This window comes from Mesorhizobium sp. P160927 (assembly GCF_057766385.1).
In genome coordinates this window covers 1,219,981-1,239,356 of record NZ_JBYMDW010000001.1, presented here as the reverse complement: position 1 = coordinate 1,239,356, position 19,376 = coordinate 1,219,981, and the positions used below count along the sequence as shown (strand labels likewise).

The window sequence follows — 19,376 nt, the reverse complement described above, 5'->3', positions numbered from 1 at the left end:
CCGGTTTAGCGAACGAGAATTGCTCGGAGATCATTCACGTTCGTGCCGGTCGGGCCGGGCACGAAGAGATCGCCGACGGCATTGAAGGCCGTCCATGCGTTGTTGCCGGCCAGCATCGCCTTGGCATCCACACCTGCCGCGCGCATGCGCGAAACGCTCGAACCATCGGCGAAGGCGCCGGCATTGTTTTCCGAACCGTCGATGCCGTCGGTATCTGCGGCAAGGGCATGAATGCCTTGAATGCCGTTGATGCCGATGGCGAAGGCAAGCAGGAATTCCGAGTTGCGGCCACCCTTGCCTTTGGCCCGCAAAGTCACGGTGGTCTCCCCGCCCGAGAGGACCAGAACCGGCTTTTGGAAGGGCCGGTTGCGCGTCGCCACTTCGCGGGCGATTGCCGCGTGGACGCCGCCGACCTCGCGTGCTTCGCCTTCGATGGCATCGGAAAGAATGACGGCTTCGATGCCTTGCCGCCTCGCTTCCACCGCTGCCGCTTCCAGCGACACGCCGGCTGATGCGATCAGATGCACCTCGTTGCGCGCAAAGCGCTGATCGTCAGGATCGGGTGCGTTAGCCGCCGGTGACTGGATATGCGCCATGACCACGTCCGGCAGCTTCATGCCATAGGCTGTTATCGAAGCCAGGGCATTCTCGCGGCCGCCAACATCGGGAACGGTTGGGCCGGACGCCACAAGGGCCGGATTGTCGCCGGGTATGTCGGAGACCACCAACGATACCACCTTGGCCGGCCAGGCCGCTGCAGCCAGCCGGCCGCCTTTGATGGTGGAGAGGTGCTTTCGGATGGTATTCATCGCCGCGATCGGCGCGCCGGAGGCGAGCAGCGCCTCGTTGACGGCGATCTCGTCGGCCAGTGTCAGGCCGGCGGCCGGAGACGGCAGCAGCGCCGAACCGCCGCCGGAAATCAGCGCCACGACCAGATCGTCCGCTGTCAGCCCTTGCACCTTTTCCAGCAGGCGCCGCGAGGCCTCGAGCCCGGCCGCGTCCGGCACCGGGTGCGCGGCTTCGATAATCTCGATGCGCTCGCATTTGGCGCCATAGCCGTAACGGGTGACGACCAGGCCCTCGATCGTGCCCTCCCAGATCTTCTCGAATGCCGCCGCCATCTGCGCCGAGCCCTTGCCGGCACCGATGACGATGGTGCGGCCCTTCGGCTTTGCCGGCAAATGATGCCTGATGGTTCTCTCGGGATCGGCGGCCGCGACCGCCGCGTTGAAGATATCGGTGAGAAAGGACTTGGGGTCGAGCACGGTCATTCGGCCTCTGAAGGCAATGCCAGCCCGAGCCTATCGATGTCCAGGTGATCGCACAGCGCATCGACCACTACGCCATGATCCTGCCGCTCCGGCAGGCCGGACACCGCGATCACACCGATGACACCGGCGCCCTTGACCGTGACCGGGAAGCCGCCGCCGGCCAGCACATAGTCAGCAATATCCAGCCCCTCGCCGATCTTGAAGGTGCGGTCGGGGCGCTGCTGCTCCAGCACCAGCCGGTAAGTGCTTCCGAGATAGCGCTTCACGACATTGATCTTGCGCCGCGCCCAGTCGGGGTTGGAAGCATTCGAACCAGGCATCGCCGCATAGAACAGGGGCCGGTCCCATAGCCTGATATCGACTATGATCGGCAGGTTCTCGGCTGTTGCACGACCACGGATGGCCGAACCGATCTCGAAGGCGACAGCCTCGTCGAAGGCCGTGAAGACAAGCGTCTCTTCCTGTCTCTTGATCAGAGCGATGTCGTCAGCAACGGCCATGTCGTTCCCCTGTCAACTTCGCCGCACGCTTTGACCGATGGCTGCCGCCGGGTCAAGCAGGGAACACGCCGCTGCGCTAAATTGCGATGTCGCTCCTGGCAGGCCGCCCCGCGACATACACCTCGCGCACGGCGCGGTCGTCTCCGAGCGTCTGCAGCAGGAACAGTTCCTGCGCCAGCGTCTCGACCGTTTCCATCCTAAGCCGCATCGCTGGCGTCGCCCTGGCATCGAGCACGACGATGTCTGCATCGGTGCCATCCTCCAGCGTCCCGATCCTGTCCACTACCGACAGCGCCTCGGCGTTGCCGCGCGTGATCTGCCAGAAGGACTGGAATGGGTTGAGCTTCTCGCCATTGAGTGCGATGACCTTGTAGCCCTCGTCCATGGTACGCAGCATCGAATAGTTGGTGCCGCCGCCGACATCGGTGGCGGCCGCGATGCGCAATGGTTTGTCGCGGCGGCGAAAGCGCTGATAGTCGAACAGGCCGGAGCCGAGGAACAGGTTGGAGGTCGGGCAGAATACCGCCACCGAACCGCTGTCCGACAGCGCGTCCGCCTCACGCTCCGACAAATGGATGCAATGGCCGAACAGGCTCTTTTTGCCAAGCAGCCCGTAATGTTCGTAAACATCGGTGTAGTCGCGCGACCAGGGGTAGAGCTGTTGCGTGAAGGCGATCTCGGCGTGGTTTTCCGACAGATGCGTCTGCATGTGCAGGTCGGGATGTTCGCGGGACAGCGCGCCGGCCATCTCCATCTGCTCCGGTGAGGAGGTGATGGCGAAGCGTGGCGTGATGGCATAAAGCTGGCGGCCCTTGCCGTGCCACTCGGCGATCAGCGCCTTGGTGTCGTCATAGCCGGATTGCGGCGTGTCGAGCACGCCTTCGGGCGCATTGCGGTCCATCATTACCTTGCCAGCGATGTTGAGCATGTCGCGCGCGTGCGACTCGGCGAAGAAGGCTTCCGCCGACGCCTTGTGCACCGAACAGTAGGCGGCGACCGTCGTGGTGCCATGGCGTACCGTCTCATCAAGGAACAGGCGCGCGACCCGGCGGCCATGCTGCGCGTTGGCGAATTTTGTTTCCTCGGGAAAGGTGTAGGTGTTCAGCCAGTCGAGCAGTTCGGCGCCATAGGAAGCGATGATCTGCATCTGCGGGAAATGCACATGGGCATCGATGAAGCCCGGCAGCAGCAGATGCGGCCGGTGATCGATCTTTTTTGTCCACTCGTCCGCCTGTTTCTCGACATCGGGGTAGGCGCCCGATGCAACGATCCTGCCGTGGGTTATCAGCAGGCCGCCATCTTCCTCGTAGCGCCAGGCGGAGTGGTCGTCGATGGCTTGCGGCCAGCGCACGAAGGACAGCGTGCGGCCGCGCAGAAGTGTCGAGGTCATGCTTATTTCCCCGCGCCTTCGAACCAGGCGACCAGCAGCGCCCGCTCCTTGTCGGTGATCTCTGTGACATTGGCGGGCGGCATGGCGTGGCTGCGGCCGGCCTGAAGGTAGATCTCGCGGGCATGATCGGCAATGCCCGCGTCCGTATCCAGCATCACCCCCTTGGGCGCGTGGTAGATACCCTCGTAGACCGGCTCCGCGGCATGGCACATCGAGCAGCGGCCAAGCACGGTGTCGCGCACCGCCGGGAAATGCGCCGAGGCGATATAGACTTGCGCCGAGGCGGAGGCCTTGGGTTCACCGGTCAGCACCTTCGGCACGGTCGACAGCCAGATGATGATGAGGAACACGACAAGGGCGCCCAGCCAGGTCCAGTGCGGGTTGCCGGCACGTTTGTGCACGCTGTTGAAATAGTGGCGGATCAAGACACCGATGATGAACACCAGCGAAGCGATGACCCAGTTGAACTGCGTTCCGAAAGCCAGCGGATAGTGGTTCGACAGCATCAGGAACAGCACGGGCAGCGTCAGATAGTTGTTGTGGAGCGACCGCTGCTTGGCGATCTTGCCGTACTTCGGATCCGGCTTGCGTCCTGCGATGAGGTCGGCGACGACGATCTTCTGGTTCGGAATGATGATCATGAAGACATTGGCCGACATGATCGTCGCGGTGATGGCGCCAAGATGCAGGAAGGCGGCGCGGCCGGTGAACAGATGCGTCAGCCCCCAGGCTATGAACACCAGCACGCAATAGAGCACCAGCATCAGGCCGGTGTCGCTTTTGCCGAGCGGCGAGCGGCACAGGAGATCATAGACCACCCAGCCGACGCCGATCGTCGCCATCGACAGCAGGATGCCTATTGGCACCGACATCGGCAGCACATTGGGATCGATCAGGAACAGGTCGGCTCCGGCGTAATAAACCACGCACAGCATGGCGAAACCTGACAGCCAGGTGGCGTAGGATTCCCACTTGAACCAGGTCAGATGCTCGGGCATCTCGGCCGGCGCCACCAGATATTTCTGGATGTGATAGAAGCCACCGCCATGCACCTGCCATTCCTCGCCGAAGGCGCCGACGGGCATGCCTGGTCGCTGGCGCAGGCCCAGATCGAGCGCGACGAAATAGAAGGACGAGCCGATCCAGGCTATGCCGGTGACGACGTGCAGCCAGCGCACGGCGAAGCTCAGCCAATCCCAGAAAATCGCGAAATCCATCATTGAAGTCGTCCCTGCCGATGACGCGACTTTAAGGTGTGGCGCGTAAACGGAAAGAGGCGAGGTGTGCGATGACTTTCAAAAAAAATTGGAAAATACTAGGCTGATCGCCGCAAACCGGCGAAGGTGCTCCGCATGGCCTATCTCGACAACATCGCCGTCTTCGTCCGCGTCGTCGAGCTCGGCAATCTGTCGGCGGCCGGGCGCGACATGCGCATTTCGCCGGCGGTCGCCTCCAATCGTATCAAGGAACTGGAGAAGCATCTCGGCGTCCGGCTGTTCAACCGCACGACGCGGCAGTTGATGCCGACCGAACACGGCACCGTGTTCTACTCGGGCGCCAAGCAGGTTCTCGAGGCGATCACCGAAGCGGAGGCGGCTGTCTCGGCGCTGTCGGGCCAGCCGCGCGGCACCATCAAGGTGACGGCGCCGCTCGGGCTCGGGCGCCGGCTGGTGGCCTCGGGCATTCCCGATTTTCACGACAAATACCCTGATATCGAGGTGCGGCTCAGGCTCTCGGACCACAATGTCGACATCATGAAAGAAGGCATCGACGTCGCCTTCCGGCTCGGCATTATCGAGGACTCCAGCCTTCGGATGCGCGGCATCATGGAATGCGAACGTGTGCTGGTCGCCGCACCCAAATATCTTGAGGCGCGCGGCGAGCCCATGGATCCGCAGGAATTGATCGCCAGAAAACATGACTGCCTGATGCTGCGCTATTCCGGCGCACGCGAATATGTCTGGACCTTGCAAACGCCGGCCGGCCAGCAAAAATTCGAAGTACACGGGCCCTACGACACCGATGACGGCGACGTGCTGACCGGTTGGGCTCTGTCGGGACGCGGTATCATCAACAAGCCGCGCTTCGAGGTCGAGCCGTTCATCCGCGACCGGCGGCTGAAGGTCATTCTCGCCAGCACTCCGCCTACGCCGGTGCAATTCGCCGCCGTATATCCGCACAAGAAGCTGCAGGACCCCAAGGTGCGCCTGCTGCTCGACTTCATGGCGGAGCGCTGCCAGCGGCTGATCAAGGACATCCTGGCCGGCAAGTGACGGGCTCCTGGCCCATCGCATCCGGTTGCCTTGCCCGAAAGCCGGCCTAGGTTGGAGCCGGATGGCTGTGCGATGTCGCTGGCAGCCAGATAGGCCGCAAGATGCATCTCGCCGTTTCGCTCGACATTGCTTCCGCCACAGGGCGGGCCGGCCTGCCATTCGGTGAGATAGAAGCCTTCGTGCGGAAGGCGGAGACGGCTGGTATCGAGATGGTCATGATCTCGGATTCCTTGCCGGACGGCGAGCGGTCGACCAGCCCGTTCGAAGCAACCACCCTCGTCGCCGCGCTGGCGACCGTGACCGAAAAGATCGGCCTTGTCGCCGCGGCTTCGACCGTTGCTCACCAGCCGTACAATCTGGCGCGCCGTTTTGCTTCGCTTGACATCATCAGCCATGGCCGCGCCGGCTGGAATGCGACCATGACGCAAGCGCCAGACGAAGCGGACAATTTCAGCCGACCGGAAGAGTTCTCCGATGACGATTTTCGCCGCCGCGCCGAGGAATATATCGCCGTCGTCCGGCGCTTGTGGAACGGCTGGGATTCGGACGCGCTCCTGTTCGACAAGAGCGGCGGCCGCTTCCACGACCCCGAAAAGATGCACCTGCTCGACCACAAGGGCGAATTCTTTTCCGTGCGCGGCCCGCTGAACGTCGCGCGCTCGCCGCAGCACACGCCGGTGCTGGTGCTGTCCGGCCTGTCGGAGGCCGATTTCGACATCGCCGCCCGCACCGCGGACGTCATAGTATGCGACGAATGGCCGGCGGCAGAGAGTAAGGCACGCTATGACGACTTCCGGCGCCGCGTTTCCATGTGCGGGAGCGAACCAGATACCTTGAAGGTGCTGACCTGCATATTGCTTCCCAGCGAAGGCATCACCGGGCTGGCCGACAGGCTGGAGGAACAATTTCGGGCGAAAAGCTGTGATGGGTTCAACATCGTGATGTCACCGGAGCCTGCGGTGCTCGATGATTTCGTCCATCGCGTTTTGCCGGAACTGCGGCGACGCGGCCTGTTTCGAGAGAACCATGTCGGAACAACCCTGCGCGCGCATCTCGGCCTTGCCAGCGGAGGTGACCGATGAGCGCGCGCATGAAGCTCGGCGCCTTCCTGTGGGCGACGGGCCATCACATCGCCGCCTGGCGCCATCCCAAGACGCATGTGACCGCTGGCATCGACATCGATCACTACATCGCACTGGCGCGCACGGCGGAAGCCGCCAAGTTCGACATGATCTTCTGCGAGGACGCCGCCGGCCTGCGCGAAGCCGATGTCGGCATCGCCAGCCAGACGTCGCGCTCGATCGGCTTCGAGCCGATCAGCCTGCTTTCGGCGCTGGCCGTCCAGACCAGCCGCATCGGCCTCGTGTCCACGGCATCGACCAGCTACAACGAGCCTTACGGCCTAGCGCGGACCTTCCTGTCGCTCGACCATCTGAGCGGCGGCCGGGCGGGCTGGAATCTGGTCACGTCGGCCAGCTCGATCGAAGCCGCCAATTTCGGTGCGACGGGCCTCAAGCCTCACGCCGACCGCTATGAGCGGGCGCGTGAGTTCGCCGAGGTTGTCACCGGGCTGTGGCACGGCAAGGTATCAGGCCATGTCGGCCAGAGTTTTTCGGTGCGCGACCCGCTCGACCTGCCGCCTTCGCCACAGGGCGCGCCTGTCATGGTCCAGGCCGGCGCCTCGGATGTCGGCCGTGATCTTGCCGCCCGCACCGCCGACGTGGTGTTTACGGCCGCACAGACCTTCGAGGAGGCGAAGGCCTTCTACGACGACCTCAAGGGGCGCATGGCGGCCCATGGGCGCGAGCCCGACGACATCAAGATCATGCCCGGCGTCGCGCCCGTGGTGGCGGAGACCGAGGCCGAAGCGCGCGAGAAATTCGAGGAATTGCAGGAATTGATCCCGGACGACGTCGGCGTAGCGCTGCTGTCCAGCTATCTCAGCATCTCCGACCTCTGGCGCTATCCGATCGACGGACCGCTGCCCGAACTGCCCGAGAGCGAGGGCATGAAAAGCCGCCAGGCCCTGGTCGTCGAGCAATCGCGCCGCGACGGTCTTTCCATTCGTCAGCTTGCGCGGCATTTCGCCGGGGCGCGCGGGCATTGGCGCATCGTCGGGACAGCGACCCAGGTCGCGGACGAGTTGCAGGCGCGGTTCGAAGGCGGTGCCGCCGACGGTTTCAACGTCATGCCGGCTTATTTCCCTGGCGAGCTCGATGCCTTTGCCACGCTGGTGGTGCCGGAACTGCAGCGGCGTGGCCTGTTCCGCATGGAGTATGAAGGCACCACGCTGCGTGCGCATCTGGGCCTGAAGCGACCGAGCTAGCCGGCCATCGCGTTGCCCTGCGGAGCGTGATGCACTGAGTTCGAGGCCGCGTTATGAACAATTAGCGCCGTCATGATCTCGGCGGCCGCCAGTGCGGCAATAACGGGCGGGCGCTTGTCCCTGATGGCGGCGCCGCCGATCGGCGAGACGAGGCGGGCGAATTCAGCGTCCGCGCCGTCCGCCGATTTCAGGAACCAGTTTCTGAATGTCGCCTTCTTGGTCTTCGAGCCGATCATGCCGACATAGGCCGCGTCACCGCGTTTAAGCGCCTCCGCGACGATCAGGAAATCGAGCGCGTGGTCATGGGTGAGGATGGCGAAGGCGGTGCCGGCCGGGGCGTTGCGCACCTCGGCTTCCGGCATCGGCGTCAGCCGCGTCTCGATGGTTTCCGGCATGCCTTCCAGCGCCTCCGCCCGCGTCTCGATGACGACACAGTGTACGGGAAGAAGCGCTACCGTGGACGCGAGCGCCTGGCCGACATGGCCGCCGCCGAAGATATAGACATGCGGCAGCTGCGCCTCCTCGGCTTCCGCCGCCGCAACCAGTTCGGCGGCCAGCGCCGCATTGACCAGCCGGATCAGCACCTCGACCCGTCCGCCACAGCACTGGCCAATTTCGGGGCCGAGCGGGACGTCAAGCGAGGCGCAGACTTCGTCGGCCTTGATGCGGGACGTGGACCGCAGGCGGTTCGATCCACCCGATGGCGCCACCATCCGCCGCGCCTTGTCGATGGCCATGTATTCGAGCTGACCCCCGCCGATCGTGCCAAAGATCGCCGCCGACGAAACAAGCATGAAGGCGCCCTTCTCGCGCGGCGTCGAGCCTTTGGTACCGGCCACTTCGACCAGGGCAAGTCGCGCGGCGCTGCTGAGAAAGGTTTTCAGGCTTTGCACGTTCGAGTTCATGGTTCACGGTTCCCAGATGCAAAATATAGGCTTTTTCGGCTGGGATTGCACGTTTGCCGACCTTCAGGTGACAGGCTTGGCCTCTTTCTTGAGCCGCTCGATCGCCATCAGCACGCGTTCGGGTGTGGCCGGCGCGTCGAGACGCGGGCAGATCTTGTGGTCGGCGACGCTGGCAACGGCATCCGACAACGCGTGCAGCACCGCCATGCCATGCGGCAGCGGCGGCTCGCCGACCGCCTTGGAGCGATGGATGGTCGGCTCATAGGCCTGCGACCAGTCGGTCAGCGCGACGTTGAAGATCTTCGGCCGATCCGAGGCCAGCGGGATCTTGTAGGTCGAGGGCGCATGGGTGCGCAGCCGGCCCTTGTCGTCCCACCACAGTTCCTCGGTGGTCAGCCAGCCCATGCCCTGGATGAAGCCGCCCTCGACCTGGCCGAGGTCGATGGCCCGGTTCAGCGAACGGCCACAGTCGTGCAGGATATCAGCGCGCTCGACGACATACTCGCCGGTCAACGTGTCGACCGACACTTCGGCGCAGGCCGCGCCATAGGCGTAGTAGTAGAAGGCGTGGCCTTGGCCCTTGCCGCGGTCCCAGTGAATCTTCGGCGTCTTGTAGAAGCCGGCGGCCGAGAGCTGCACACGCGCGATATAGGCCTGCTTGACCAAATCGTTGAAGCTGACTTCCTGGTTGCCGACGCGCACCCGGTTGGGCAGGAACACCACCTGGTCGACAGGAATCTGGTATCTCTCGGCGGCGAAGTCGGTCAGGCGCTGGCGGATCTGGCGCGCCGCGTTCTGCGCCGCCATGCCGTTGAGGTCGGCGCCCGAGGACGCCGCCGTCGGCGCGGTGTTGGGCACCTTGGCGGTGGTGGTGGCGGTGATCTTCACGCGGTCGAGGTCGATCTGGAACTCCTCGGCCACGACCTGTGCCACCTTGAGGTGCAGGCCCTGCCCCATTTCGGTGCCGCCATGGTTCATGTGCACCGAACCGTCGGCATAGACATGGACCAGCGCCCCGGCCTGGTTGGACTCGGTCTTGGTGAAGGAGATGCCAAACTTGACGGGCGTCAGCGCCAGGCCGCGCTTGACGAAGCGGCTGTTGGCGTTGAACGCGGAAATCTCGCGACGGCGGCGCGCATAGCTGGCGCTCTCTTCCAGTTCCGCCACGATGCGCTGGATGATGCAGTCCTCGACCTTCTGGTGATAGGGCGTGACGCAGCGTGCGCCGATCGCCTCCATCGGGTCGTAGAAATTCAGCTTGCGGATCTCGAGCGAATCCTTGCCGACGGCGAAGGCGACCTCGTCGATGACCCGCTCGGCGCCGATCATGCCTTGCGGGCCACCGAAGCCGCGGAAGGCGGTGTTGGAGACGGTGTTGGTGTAGAGCGGCGCCGACTTGGCCAACACCGCGGGATAGAAATACGCGTTGTCGCAGTGGAACAGCGCGCGGTCGCCGACCGGGCCGGACAGGTCGGCGGAAAAGCCGCAGCGCAAGGCATAGGTGAAGTCGACGCCGAGGATGTTGCCCTCGTCGTCGAAGCCGACTTCATAGTCGATGGCGAAATCGTGCCGCTTGCCGGTGGCGGTCATGTCCTCGTCGCGGTCGAGCCGGACCTTGACCGCCCGCTTCAGCTTCTTGGCGGCGATGGCGGCGATCGCGGCGCACTGGTTGGCCTGCGTTTCCTTGCCGCCGAAGCCGCCGCCCATGCGGCGCACCTCCACCGTCACCGCGTTGCTCGGCACGCCGAGCGTGTGGGCGACCAGATGCTGCGTCTCGCTCGGCCCTTGCGTCGAACAGTAGACGGTCACCTCGTCGTCCTCGCCGGGGATGGCGAGCGACACTTGGCCTTCGAGGTAGAAATGGTCCTGGCCGCCAAGCCACATGCGGTTCTTGATGCGGCGGGGGGCGGCCTCGATTGCGGCGGCCGCATCGCCACGCTTCAGGATCAGCGGCGTGGTGACCTGCTTGTCCTTGGCCGGATCGAGGTCCCAAATGTCGATGACGGCGGGAAGCTCGTCATACTCGATCCCAGCCAGGCGCACGGCGCGCCGCGCCGCCTCGCGCGTCTCGGCAACGACCGCGAAGATCGGCTGGCCGAAGAACTGCACCTTGCCTTCCGCCAGCACCGGATCGTCATGCATGTTGCTGGGCGAAATATCGTTCTCGCCCGGCACGTCGGCATAGGTCAGCACGTCGACGACGCCAGGGGCCGCGCGCACCGTCGAGAGATCGACACTCTTCAGGACGCCATGCGCCACCTTGGACAGGCCAAGACCGACATGCAGCGTGCCGGCCGGCTCCGGCATGTCGTCGATATAGATGGCGCCGCCGCTGACGTGCTTGTGGGCGGAATCGTGCCGCTGGTCAGTGGCGACGCCGCCGACGATCTTCTCGGCCTTGAGGTTTGATGGTGCGTGCTTGTTCATCAGGCCGCCTCGCTGCGTGAGACCTGGAACGGCGCCTTGGTGCCGGTGGTTTCCACGTAAAAGCGCAACAGAAGGTTCTTCGCCGCCAATGCTCGGTATTCGGCGGTTGCGCGCATATCGGTCAGCGGGGTGAAATCGCTGGCATAGCAGGCCATAGCCGCTTCTACCGTCACTTCGTTCCAGGCCTTGCCGAGCAGCGCCTTCTCGACAGAGGACGCCCGCTTCGGCGTTGCCGCCATGCCGCCATAGGCGATGCGGATATCGGCTACCGTGCCGTCCTTGGCCAAGGCCAGATAAAAGGCGCCAAGGGTCGCGGTGATGTCCTCGTCGCGGCGTTTGGTGACCTTGTAGACGGCGAACTTTGTCCCCTTTGCCGGCACCGGCACATGCACGGCCTCGACGAACTCGCCTGGCTGGCGGTCCTGCTTGCCATAGGCGATGAAGAAATCCTGCAACGGGATCATGCGCCGTGTCTTGCCCCTGCGCAATGTCAGCCGTGCACCGAGCGCGATGAACGGTGGCGGCGTGTCGCCGATCGGCGAGCCATTGGCGACGTTGCCGCCGATCGTGCCCATGTTGCGGACCTGTTCGCCGCCTATGCGGTCGAACAACGGCCCCAATGCCGGGATGCGTTTCGACAGCGTCGAAAAGGCTTCGGTGTAGGTGACGCCGGCGCCAATCGATATGACCCCATTGTCTTCCGTGACGGTGCAAAGCCCGGGCAGATTGCCGATGAAGATCGCCGGCGAGATATCCCGCATCTGCTTGGTCACCCACAGGCCAACGTCGGTCGCACCCGCGACGACGGTGGCGGTCGGTTGTTTTTCGAAGACAGTCGCGAAATCGTCGGCGTCGGCCGGCACAACCAGCCGCGTCCCGCCGGCGCCGATCTCGACCCTGGCGCCGTCGCGCAATGCCTGTAGCCGTGTGGTGACTTCCCGGCGCTCCGCCGCCAAGGGGTCCTTCGCCACCTTGCCGTAGCTCGATATGGCGTGCGCGGCGCGCATGATCGCCTCATAGCCGGTGCAGCGGCAAAGATTGCCTTGCAAGGCTTTTTCGATGGCCGCGTCCGAAGGGTCCGGTGACTTCATCCACAAGCCGTAGAGCGACATGACGAAACCCGGCGTGCAGAAGCCGCATTGCGAGCCATGGAAATCGACCATAGCCTGCTGGACAGGATGCAACTGGGCTGCTTCGCCGCGCAGGTGCTCGACCGTCACGACATGGGTGCCGTCGAGCGAGCCGAGAAAGCGAATGCAGGCATTGACGCTTTCATAGACCAGTCCGGTGGCCGAAAGTCTGCCGATGAGCACCGTGCAGGCGCCGCAATCGCCCTCGGCGCAGCCTTCCTTGGTGCCGCGCAGCGAACGGTCGAGCCGCAGCCAGTCGAGCAGGGTCGCGTCAGGCGCCACGGATGACAGCGCGACATCCCTGCCATTCAGAATGAAGCGGATTTCGTTACGGATATTGACCTTGGCCATGCCTCAGCTCCCCCTGTAGGTGGAATAGCCGTAAGGCGAGATCAGCAATGGTACATGATAGTGCAGCGCCTGCGCCATGCCGAAGCGGATCGGCACGCTATCGAGGAAGGCCGGCTCGGGCAGCTTCGTTCCTTGGCCGCGCAGATAGTCGCCGGCCGCGAACACCAGTTCGTATTCGCCGGTGCGGAAGTCGGCACCGGCCAGCAGCGGCGCATCGCAGCGGCCGTCGGCATTGGTGACGACCGTCTTCAAAAGCGTGCGGGCCAAACCCTCGAGGCGGTAGAGCGCGATGGAGAGCCCCGCCGCCGGCCTGCCGGTCGCGGTATCCAGGACATGGGTCGTCAGACGCCCGCCATCGGTTTTCGATGTCTCTGCCATTGGCCGCCTCCCATTTTCCAATACGAACAAATTGGCCGGTACAATCGAACACTACTGATGAATTGTGCGCCAATTAAAGGCGATGCATAAGTCCCGGTCGAGCGGAGTGCGACAAAAACACTTTCAAAAATTTTGAGGGGAATGCGAGAAGCACCCTTTCGATATCCTGATCATACTTCCGGTGATGCCGGGCGGAGGGACGATGCGTTACACCAGGGACATGCGGGGCTACGGAGCCAATCCGCCGGATCCGAAATGGCCTGGCGGCGCGCATGTCGCCGTGCAGTTCGTCGTCAACTACGAAGAGGGCGGCGAGAACTGCGTGCTCCACGGCGACAAGGCTTCTGAAGCCTTCCTGTCCGAGATCGTCGGCGCGGCGCCCTGGGTGGGCCAGCGCCACTGGAACATGGAATCGATCTACGAGTATGGGGCGCGGGCCGGCTTCTGGCGGCTGCTGCGCCTGTTCAGCGACGAGCAAGTGCCCGTCACCTGCTATGGCGTCGCCACGGCGCTCGCGCGCTCACCCGACCAGGTCACGGCGATGCAGGAAGCCGGCTGGGAAATCGCCTCGCACGGGTTGAGATGGATCGACTACCGCGACCACGATGCCGAGGACGAGCGCCGCGACCTCGAAGCGGCGATCAAGCTGCACTACGAGGTGACCGGCCAGCGCCCGACAGGCTGGTATACGGGCCGAACGTCGATCAACACGGTGCGGCTGGTGGCAGAGGAAGGCGGCTTCGACTACGTCTCGGACACCTATGACGACGAACTGCCCTACTGGTTCGAGCATGAGGACGGCACGCAGCTCATCATCCCCTACACGCTCGACGCCAACGACATGCGCTTTGCCACACCGCAAGGCTTCAACTCGGGCGACCAGTTCTTTGCTTATTTGAAGGACAGTTTCGATACGCTCTATGCCGAGGGCAAGGCCGGCCGGCCGCGCATGATGAACATCGGCCTGCATTGCCGCCTGGTCGGGCGGCCGGGCCGGGTGGCGGCGCTTAAACGCTTCGTCGATTATGTCAAATCACACGACAAGGTCTGGCTGGCACGGCGCATCGACATCGCCAGGCACTGGCAGGAAAACCACCCCTATCAGCCGGCCGCCCTGCGCCCCTCGAAGATGGAATTCGAGACGTTCGTTCACGCCTTCGGCGGCGTTTTCGAACATTCGCCCTGGATCGCCGAGCGGGCCTACGAGCTGGAGCTCGGCCCAGCGCACGACACGGCGGGCGGCCTCCACAATGCGCTTTGCCGCATCTTCCGTTCCGCCAGCGAGACCGAACGGCTCGGCGTGCTCAACGCCCATCCCGACCTCGCCGGCAAGCTGGCCAAGGCCAAGCGACTGACGGCGGAATCGACCAGGGAACAGGCTTCCGCCGGTCTCGACGCGCTGACCGACAAGGAACGCGAACTGTTTTCCAAGCTCAACGCGGCCTACGTCACCACCTTCGGCTTTCCCTTCATCATCGCGGTGAAAGGCAAGACAAAAGAGGAAATCCTCGCCGAATTCGAAGCCCGCATCGGCAACAGCCGCGGCGTCGAATTCGAAACCGCATGCAAACAGGTCGAGCGCATCGCACTGCTGCGCCTCAAGGACATGCTTCCACAATAGGTTTGAAAAATGGATACGATCAGGATGCCCGAGCGCACCTATTATGCCCCAAAGGGCGGCCATTCCGGCCAGAGCGAACTTCTGACCGGCCGCGCCGTCTTCACCGAGGCCTATGCGGTCATCCCCAAGGGCGTGATGCAGGATATCGTCACCAGCGCCCTGCCGTTCTGGGACGAGACGCGTGTCTGGATCCTGTCGCGGCCGCTGTCCGGCTTCGCCGAGACGTTTTCGCAATACATCGTAGAGGTCGCGCCCGGCGGTGGTAGCGAGCGGCCGGAGCCCGATGCCGGCGCCGAAGGCGCCCTGTTCGTGGTCGAGGGCGAACTCACGGTTCTGCTCGACGGCATGAAACATGTGTTGCGCCCCGGCGGTTTTGCCTTCCTGCCGCCGGCCAGCGGCTGGACAGTCCGCAACCAAGGCAAGGCGGCTGTCCGCTTCCACTGGATACGCAAGGCTTATGAGGTCGTCGATGGCCTCGAGATTCCCAAGGCCTTCTTCACCAACGAACAGGAGATCGCGCCGACGCCGATGCCCGGCACAGAGGGCCGCTGGGCAACGACGCGGTTCGTCGATCCCGCCGATCTGCGCCACGACATGCACATGACCATCGTCACGCTTGAGCCTGGCGCAGTCATTCCTTTCGCCGAAACGCATGTCATGGAGCATGGGCTCTATGTGCTCGAAGGCAAGGCTGTCTATCGGCTCAACCAGGACTGGGTCGAGGTCGAGGCCGGCGACTATATGTGGCTGCGTGCCTTCTGCCCGCAGGCCTGCTATGCCGGCGGCCCCGGCAAATTCCGCTATCTGCTCTACAAGGACGTCAACCGGCACGCCAAGCTCGGCGGGGCCGGCATCGCGAAGCGGACGTCATGAGCCGCATTGTCGCGCGGACGTTGACCCGTGAGGCCTTCGCCGAATTCGGCGATGTCATCGACATGGGCGGAGACAACCACTATCCGATCAATGGCGGCAAGGCCGAGCGCTACCATGACCTCGCCACCGCGCAAGCCACGGGGCCGAATGCGCGCGTGCTGATCTCGATGGTGCGCGGCACGCCCTATGACATGCCGCTGAAGCTGACCATGGTGGAGCGCCACCCCTTGGGCAGCCAGGCTTTCATACCGCTGTCGCCGCGTCCGTTCCTGGTCGTCGTCTGCCCTGACGGCAGGGACGGGCCTGGCGAGCCGCATGCCTTCGTCACCGCACCGGGGCAAGGCATCAACTATTTCCGCAATCTCTGGCACGGCGTGCTGACGCCGCTCGGAGAGCCTCAAGACTTTTTGATCGTCGACCGTGGCGGCGACGGCTCCAACCTCGAGGAATTCCACTTCTCGCACGCCTACGAAATCCATCTCCCCAACGAGAACTCGTGATGACCGACATTTCGCTGATAGATCGCCTGCTCGAGGTCATCGAGCACGACATCGTGCCGAAGACGGCAGAAGGCGTCGCCCACGGCAACAAGCTGTTCGGCGCGGCGATCCTGCGCAAGGATACCCATTCGCTGGTACTGGCCGAGACCAACAACGAGATGGAAAACCCGCTTTGGCATGGCGAGGTGCACTGCCTGAAGCGCTTTTACGAGATGCCCAGGGCCGAGCGCGTCGACACCAAGGACGCCATCTTTCTCGCCACACACGAGCCATGCTCGCTCTGCCTGTCGGCGATCACCTGGGCCGGCTTCGACAATTTCTACTATTTGTTCAGCCACGAGGATTCGCGCGACAGTTTTGCCATCCCGCATGATCTCAAAATTCTGAAAGAGGTCTTCACCCTCGATCCCGGCGGCTACAATGCCGAGAATGCCTATTGGAAAAGTTTTTCGATCCGCGGGTTGGTGAGGGCGCTGCCCGGGGCCGAACGCCAGCGGCTGGAGGAGCGGATCGGGAGAATCTCGGCGCGCTACGATGAGCTGTCGCGTGACTACCAGGCGGGCAAGGCTGAGAACGACATTCCGCTGAACTGAGCTTCCGTCTCGACAATCGCCGCTTGGGTTACCCCCTTTATGGGGGCAAAACGCAGACCCACATACGATCTTGATGCAATCAGGACGACGTTTGGGTCTGTCGACACGCTGGCGATCACAACGTCCGCACTGCGGGATGCTGTTGGGCTGGGGCTTCGATCGCGCCGGTGTGATCGAGGTGATCGACAGCATGACGCGGAAGATGTTTGTGAAGTCGATGACGACTTTCGCGGATCATCGAGTGTGGCAGAGTGTCTATCACGTGCCAGCGCGTGATGGTCTCCCCCGAAACCGGAGAAACGTTGATGCGCGGAGTCCGTCCATTCACCGTGACCCCTAAGGGCGAAGCATGATCGTCGACCTATCCGCCATCGGATGGCGAGGGTGTCCATGTCGGCGACGAATGGCCGCCGTTCATGCCGCGCTGCGCGCGCTCAAGGAGAAGATCGACGGCGGGCCGGCCCCGTCAACCATCCGCCGCATACGCACGAAGCTCAAGCTGTCGCAGCGCGAGGCCGGATCCTTGTTCAAGGTCGGCAAGAACGCCTTCGACAAGTATGAAAGAGGCTTGATCGAACCGAGTGGCCCGACCATTCAATTGATGACATTGCTGGAGAAACATCCCGAACTGCTCGACGAATTGCGGTAGCGGCACAGGTCGCATATTTCACTGCTCCAGTCGCGAATGGCGATTGAAAGTTCTTGTGGCGCGGAGCGTTATGCATGCCATGAAAATCATCACCGAATTTCCCCGCAAGGTCGTCGAATTTCCCGATATGGGCATCGTCATGCCCGATGGCTGCCGGCTGTCGGCTCGGGTGTGGATGCCGGAGGATGCGGGCGACGATCCGGTGCCTGCCATCCTCGAGCACCTGCCCTACCGCAAGCGCGACGGCACGATCTTTCGCGATCAGCTTACCCATCCCTATTTCGCCGGCCACGGCTATGCCTCGATCCGCGTCGACATGCGCGGCAATGGCGATTCCGAAGGGCTGATGGACGACGAATATTCCGAGCAGGAACTGCAGGACGCCTGTGATGTCATCGCCTGGGCGGCGGCCCAGCCCTGGTGCAACGGCAATGTCGGCATGATGGGTATTTCCTGGGGCGGCTTCAACTGCCTGCAGGTGGCGGCCAAACAGCCGCCGGCGCTCAAGGCGGTGATCAGCCTATGCTCGACCGTCGACCGCTATGCCGACGACATCCACTACAAGGGCGGCTGCCTTTTGAACGAGAATTTCGGCTGGGCCTCGACCATGCTGTCCTATTCGTCGCGGCCGCCGGATCCGCTGATTGCCGGCGACAACAGATGGCGCGACCTCTGGATGACCCGGCTGGAGAACCAGTCGTTCCTCTTGCCGCTGTGGCTCAGCCATCAGCATCGCGACCGCTATTGGAAACGCGGTTCGATTTGCGAGGATTTCTCGGCCGTCAAGGCGGCTGTGTTGTCGATCGGCGGCTGGCACGACGGCTACCGCAACACGATCTCGCACCTCGTCACCAACATCGAGGCACCGGTCAAGGGCATCGTCGGGCCATGGATCCACAAATACCCACACTATGCCGGCCCCAAACCAGCCATCGGCTTCCTGCAGGAAGCGCTGCGCTGGTGGGATCGCTGGCTGAAGGGGTCCGAGACCGGCGTCGAGGCCGATCCCGACTACCGCGCCTATGTCATGGACAGCGTGCGTCCCGCGCGCTGGCATCCGGAGCGGCCCGGCCGCTGGATAGCCGAGCAGGAGTGGCCATCCTCCAACATAACGATTGAAGCGCTCGAGCTCATGGCCCCGCGTGCAGGATCTTCAACCGTCGCTTCGCCGCAAACCTGTGGGCTTGCCGGCGGCGAATACTTTCCGTTCACCTTCGGACCGGAACTGCCGGGCGATCAGCGGCCTGACGATGGGCTATCGGCCTGTTTCGACCAGCCTGAGCTCACCAAGCCGATCGAGATCGTCGGCGCGCCGGAGCTTGAGGTCCAGCTTGCCTCGGATCGGCCCCAGGCCAACATCGCTGTCCGGCTTTGCGACGTCCATCCCGATGGCGCCTCGGAACTGATCTCTTATGGCGTGCTCAATCTGACGCACCGCAACTCGCATGAATTCCCCGAGGCGCTGGTCCCCGGGGAGACGATTTCGGTACGTGTCGTGCTCGATCAATGCGCCTACCGCGTGCCGGCCGGCCATCGTCTGCGCGTCGCCGTTTCGACCGCCTACTGGCCCGCTATCTGGCCCTCGCCCGAGCCGGTACGACTGACCGTGTCGGCAGCCACGCTATCGCTGCCATTGCGCCTGCTGGCAACAGGCGACGAAGCCGTTTTCGCCGAGCCGGAAGGGGCTACGCCGTGGGCGACCGAGACGGTTCGGCCCGCCAATTCCGAACGCCATGTCGACCACGACGAAAAGACCGGGATTGTCACGCTGTCGATTACGGACGACTTCGGCGAAGTGCGCGATCTCGACCACGGATTGGTCAACGGCAGCATCGCCCGCGAAACCTGGACCATCCAACCTGACGATCCCCTGTCAGCCTCGGGAAAAACACACTGGACGCAGACCCTGTCGCGAAATGGATGGTCGGTCCGCACCGAGACATGGGCGCGGATGCGGTCGGACACGCAAAACTTCATCGTCAGCGCCCGAATCGAAGCCTATGAGGGCGAAAAACTCGTCTTCGAGCGCAATTTCGACGAAAAGGTCCCGCGTGCGCTTGTTTGAGCGTTGAAATCATTGATCCAAATGCGACGTGCGATTTACGCCACGGCATGTCGCATTCGGTCTTGCTTACCGCTTTCCCTTGCGGTCATTATTGCCTTTAACAAGAAGCAAGAAAATCGACCGT

At 63.5% G+C, this 19,376-nt stretch carries 18 protein-coding genes; 10 read left to right on the top strand and 8 right to left on the bottom strand.

Annotation, left to right across the window (positions count from 1 at the left end):
• Window positions 1–5: 5 nt before the first annotated feature.
• From AC3CB8_RS06280 to AC3CB8_RS06265, 4 genes are all read right to left on the bottom strand, one after another.
• Window positions 6–1,271: a glycerate kinase type-2 family protein gene (locus AC3CB8_RS06280; protein ID WP_352564320.1), complete on the bottom strand. Its 1,266-nt coding sequence runs from the start codon at window positions 1,269–1,271 to the stop codon at window positions 6–8.
• A complete protein-coding gene (locus AC3CB8_RS06275; RefSeq protein ID WP_023772387.1) occupies window positions 1,268–1,771 on the bottom strand; it encodes a heme-degrading domain-containing protein in 504 nt (167 codons plus the stop codon). The genes AC3CB8_RS06280 and AC3CB8_RS06275 overlap by 4 nt, the downstream gene beginning before the upstream one ends.
• 76 nt (window positions 1,772–1,847) lie before the next feature.
• Complete coding sequence (gene guaD, locus AC3CB8_RS06270) at window positions 1,848–3,161, bottom strand: guanine deaminase (RefSeq protein ID WP_352564322.1); 1,314 nt, start codon at window positions 3,159–3,161, stop codon at window positions 1,848–1,850.
• A 2-nt stretch (window positions 3,162–3,163) separates the two neighbouring features.
• Complete coding sequence (locus tag AC3CB8_RS06265) at window positions 3,164–4,381, bottom strand: urate hydroxylase PuuD (protein ID WP_023792998.1); 1,218 nt, start codon at window positions 4,379–4,381, stop codon at window positions 3,164–3,166.
• A 132-nt stretch (window positions 4,382–4,513) separates the two neighbouring features.
• Between AC3CB8_RS06265 and AC3CB8_RS06260 the strand changes: the two genes are divergently transcribed.
• The 3 genes from AC3CB8_RS06260 (at window position 4,514) to AC3CB8_RS06250 (ending at window position 7,760) form a co-directional block, all read left to right on the top strand.
• The gene (locus tag AC3CB8_RS06260) at window positions 4,514–5,434 is read left to right on the top strand and encodes a LysR family transcriptional regulator (RefSeq protein ID WP_023772384.1); all 921 of its coding nucleotides are present in this window, start codon (window positions 4,514–4,516) and stop codon (window positions 5,432–5,434) included.
• 101 nt (window positions 5,435–5,535) lie between these two features.
• Window positions 5,536–6,516 carry an LLM class flavin-dependent oxidoreductase gene (locus tag AC3CB8_RS06255; protein ID WP_352564325.1) on the top strand — a complete coding sequence of 327 codons (981 nt, stop codon included), beginning with the start codon at window positions 5,536–5,538 and terminating at the stop codon, window positions 6,514–6,516.
• Window positions 6,513–7,760: an LLM class flavin-dependent oxidoreductase gene (locus AC3CB8_RS06250; protein WP_023772382.1), complete on the top strand. Its 1,248-nt coding sequence runs from the start codon at window positions 6,513–6,515 to the stop codon at window positions 7,758–7,760. Before AC3CB8_RS06255 ends, AC3CB8_RS06250 begins: the two co-directional genes overlap by 4 nt.
• On the opposite strand, the gene xdhC is transcribed toward AC3CB8_RS06250, so the two are convergent.
• From xdhC to uraH, 4 genes are all read right to left on the bottom strand, one after another.
• Window positions 7,757–8,665, bottom strand: coding sequence for a xanthine dehydrogenase accessory protein XdhC (gene xdhC, locus AC3CB8_RS06245; protein WP_352564327.1), 909 nt, complete (start codon window positions 8,663–8,665; stop codon window positions 7,757–7,759). The two genes, AC3CB8_RS06250 and xdhC, sit on opposite strands and share 4 nt — an antisense overlap.
• A 63-nt stretch (window positions 8,666–8,728) precedes the next feature.
• Window positions 8,729–11,092, bottom strand: coding sequence for a xanthine dehydrogenase molybdopterin binding subunit (gene xdhB, locus AC3CB8_RS06240; protein WP_352678889.1), 2,364 nt, complete (start codon window positions 11,090–11,092; stop codon window positions 8,729–8,731).
• The gene (xdhA, locus tag AC3CB8_RS06235; protein WP_023772380.1) at window positions 11,092–12,573 is read right to left on the bottom strand and encodes a xanthine dehydrogenase small subunit; all 1,482 of its coding nucleotides are present in this window, start codon (window positions 12,571–12,573) and stop codon (window positions 11,092–11,094) included. The genes xdhB and xdhA overlap by 1 nt, the downstream gene beginning before the upstream one ends.
• A gap of 3 nt (window positions 12,574–12,576) precedes the next feature.
• Window positions 12,577–12,951 (bottom strand): hydroxyisourate hydrolase, encoded by a 375-nt coding sequence (uraH, locus tag AC3CB8_RS06230; RefSeq protein ID WP_023772379.1) that lies wholly within the window; start codon window positions 12,949–12,951, stop codon window positions 12,577–12,579.
• Between the two features lie 202 nt (window positions 12,952–13,153).
• Here uraH and puuE point away from each other — a divergent pair, with 202 nt between their 5' ends.
• The 7 genes from puuE to AC3CB8_RS06195 all read left to right on the top strand — a co-directional run bounded on the left by puuE (window position 13,154) and on the right by AC3CB8_RS06195 (window position 19,252).
• Complete coding sequence (gene puuE, locus AC3CB8_RS06225; protein WP_023772378.1) at window positions 13,154–14,572, top strand: allantoinase PuuE; 1,419 nt, start codon at window positions 13,154–13,156, stop codon at window positions 14,570–14,572.
• A 9-nt stretch (window positions 14,573–14,581) separates the two neighbouring features.
• Window positions 14,582–15,445, top strand: a complete 864-nt coding sequence (locus AC3CB8_RS06220) for a bifunctional allantoicase/(S)-ureidoglycine aminohydrolase (RefSeq protein ID WP_023772377.1) — start codon at window positions 14,582–14,584, stop codon at window positions 15,443–15,445.
• Window positions 15,442–15,945, top strand: coding sequence for an ureidoglycolate lyase (locus AC3CB8_RS06215; RefSeq protein WP_023772376.1), 504 nt, complete (start codon window positions 15,442–15,444; stop codon window positions 15,943–15,945). Before AC3CB8_RS06220 ends, AC3CB8_RS06215 begins: the two co-directional genes overlap by 4 nt.
• Entirely contained in the window at window positions 15,945–16,538 is a 594-nt protein-coding gene (locus AC3CB8_RS06210) for a nucleoside deaminase (RefSeq protein WP_352564332.1), read from the top strand. Before AC3CB8_RS06215 ends, AC3CB8_RS06210 begins: the two co-directional genes overlap by 1 nt.
• Before the next feature lie 73 nt (window positions 16,539–16,611).
• Window positions 16,612–16,878 carry a type II toxin-antitoxin system MqsR family toxin gene (locus AC3CB8_RS06205; protein WP_352594905.1) on the top strand — a complete coding sequence of 89 codons (267 nt, stop codon included), beginning with the start codon at window positions 16,612–16,614 and terminating at the stop codon, window positions 16,876–16,878.
• Window positions 16,879–16,941: 63 nt separating this feature from the next.
• Window positions 16,942–17,187 carry a type II TA system antitoxin MqsA family protein gene (locus tag AC3CB8_RS06200; protein WP_352564334.1) on the top strand — a complete coding sequence of 82 codons (246 nt, stop codon included), beginning with the start codon at window positions 16,942–16,944 and terminating at the stop codon, window positions 17,185–17,187.
• A gap of 79 nt (window positions 17,188–17,266) precedes the next feature.
• Window positions 17,267–19,252 carry a CocE/NonD family hydrolase gene (locus AC3CB8_RS06195; RefSeq protein ID WP_352564336.1) on the top strand — a complete coding sequence of 662 codons (1,986 nt, stop codon included), beginning with the start codon at window positions 17,267–17,269 and terminating at the stop codon, window positions 19,250–19,252.
• Window positions 19,253–19,376: the final 124 nt, after the last annotated feature.

Coding starts and splice junctions, on each gene's coding strand:
- AC3CB8_RS06280 (WP_352564320.1), bottom strand. CDS start 1,271: ATGACCGTGCTCGACCCCAAGTCCTTTCTCACCGATATCTTCAACGCG.
- AC3CB8_RS06275 (WP_023772387.1), bottom strand. CDS start 1,771: ATGGCCGTTGCTGACGACATCGCTCTGATCAAGAGACAGGAAGAGACG.
- guaD (WP_352564322.1), bottom strand. CDS start 3,161: ATGACCTCGACACTTCTGCGCGGCCGCACGCTGTCCTTCGTGCGCTGG.
- AC3CB8_RS06265 (WP_023792998.1), bottom strand. CDS start 4,381: ATGATGGATTTCGCGATTTTCTGGGATTGGCTGAGCTTCGCCGTGCGC.
- AC3CB8_RS06260 (WP_023772384.1), top strand. CDS start 4,514: ATGGCCTATCTCGACAACATCGCCGTCTTCGTCCGCGTCGTCGAGCTC.
- AC3CB8_RS06255 (WP_352564325.1), top strand. CDS start 5,536: ATGCATCTCGCCGTTTCGCTCGACATTGCTTCCGCCACAGGGCGGGCC.
- AC3CB8_RS06250 (WP_023772382.1), top strand. CDS start 6,513: ATGAGCGCGCGCATGAAGCTCGGCGCCTTCCTGTGGGCGACGGGCCAT.
- xdhC (WP_352564327.1), bottom strand. CDS start 8,665: ATGAACTCGAACGTGCAAAGCCTGAAAACCTTTCTCAGCAGCGCCGCG.
- xdhB (WP_352678889.1), bottom strand. CDS start 11,092: ATGAACAAGCACGCACCATCAAACCTCAAGGCCGAGAAGATCGTCGGC.
- xdhA (WP_023772380.1), bottom strand. CDS start 12,573: ATGGCCAAGGTCAATATCCGTAACGAAATCCGCTTCATTCTGAATGGC.
- uraH (WP_023772379.1), bottom strand. CDS start 12,951: ATGGCAGAGACATCGAAAACCGATGGCGGGCGTCTGACGACCCATGTC.
- puuE (WP_023772378.1), top strand. CDS start 13,154: ATGCGTTACACCAGGGACATGCGGGGCTACGGAGCCAATCCGCCGGAT.
- AC3CB8_RS06220 (WP_023772377.1), top strand. CDS start 14,582: ATGGATACGATCAGGATGCCCGAGCGCACCTATTATGCCCCAAAGGGC.
- AC3CB8_RS06215 (WP_023772376.1), top strand. CDS start 15,442: ATGAGCCGCATTGTCGCGCGGACGTTGACCCGTGAGGCCTTCGCCGAA.
- AC3CB8_RS06210 (WP_352564332.1), top strand. CDS start 15,945: ATGACCGACATTTCGCTGATAGATCGCCTGCTCGAGGTCATCGAGCAC.
- AC3CB8_RS06205 (WP_352594905.1), top strand. CDS start 16,612: ATGCAATCAGGACGACGTTTGGGTCTGTCGACACGCTGGCGATCACAA.
- AC3CB8_RS06200 (WP_352564334.1), top strand. CDS start 16,942: ATGGCCGCCGTTCATGCCGCGCTGCGCGCGCTCAAGGAGAAGATCGAC.
- AC3CB8_RS06195 (WP_352564336.1), top strand. CDS start 17,267: ATGAAAATCATCACCGAATTTCCCCGCAAGGTCGTCGAATTTCCCGAT.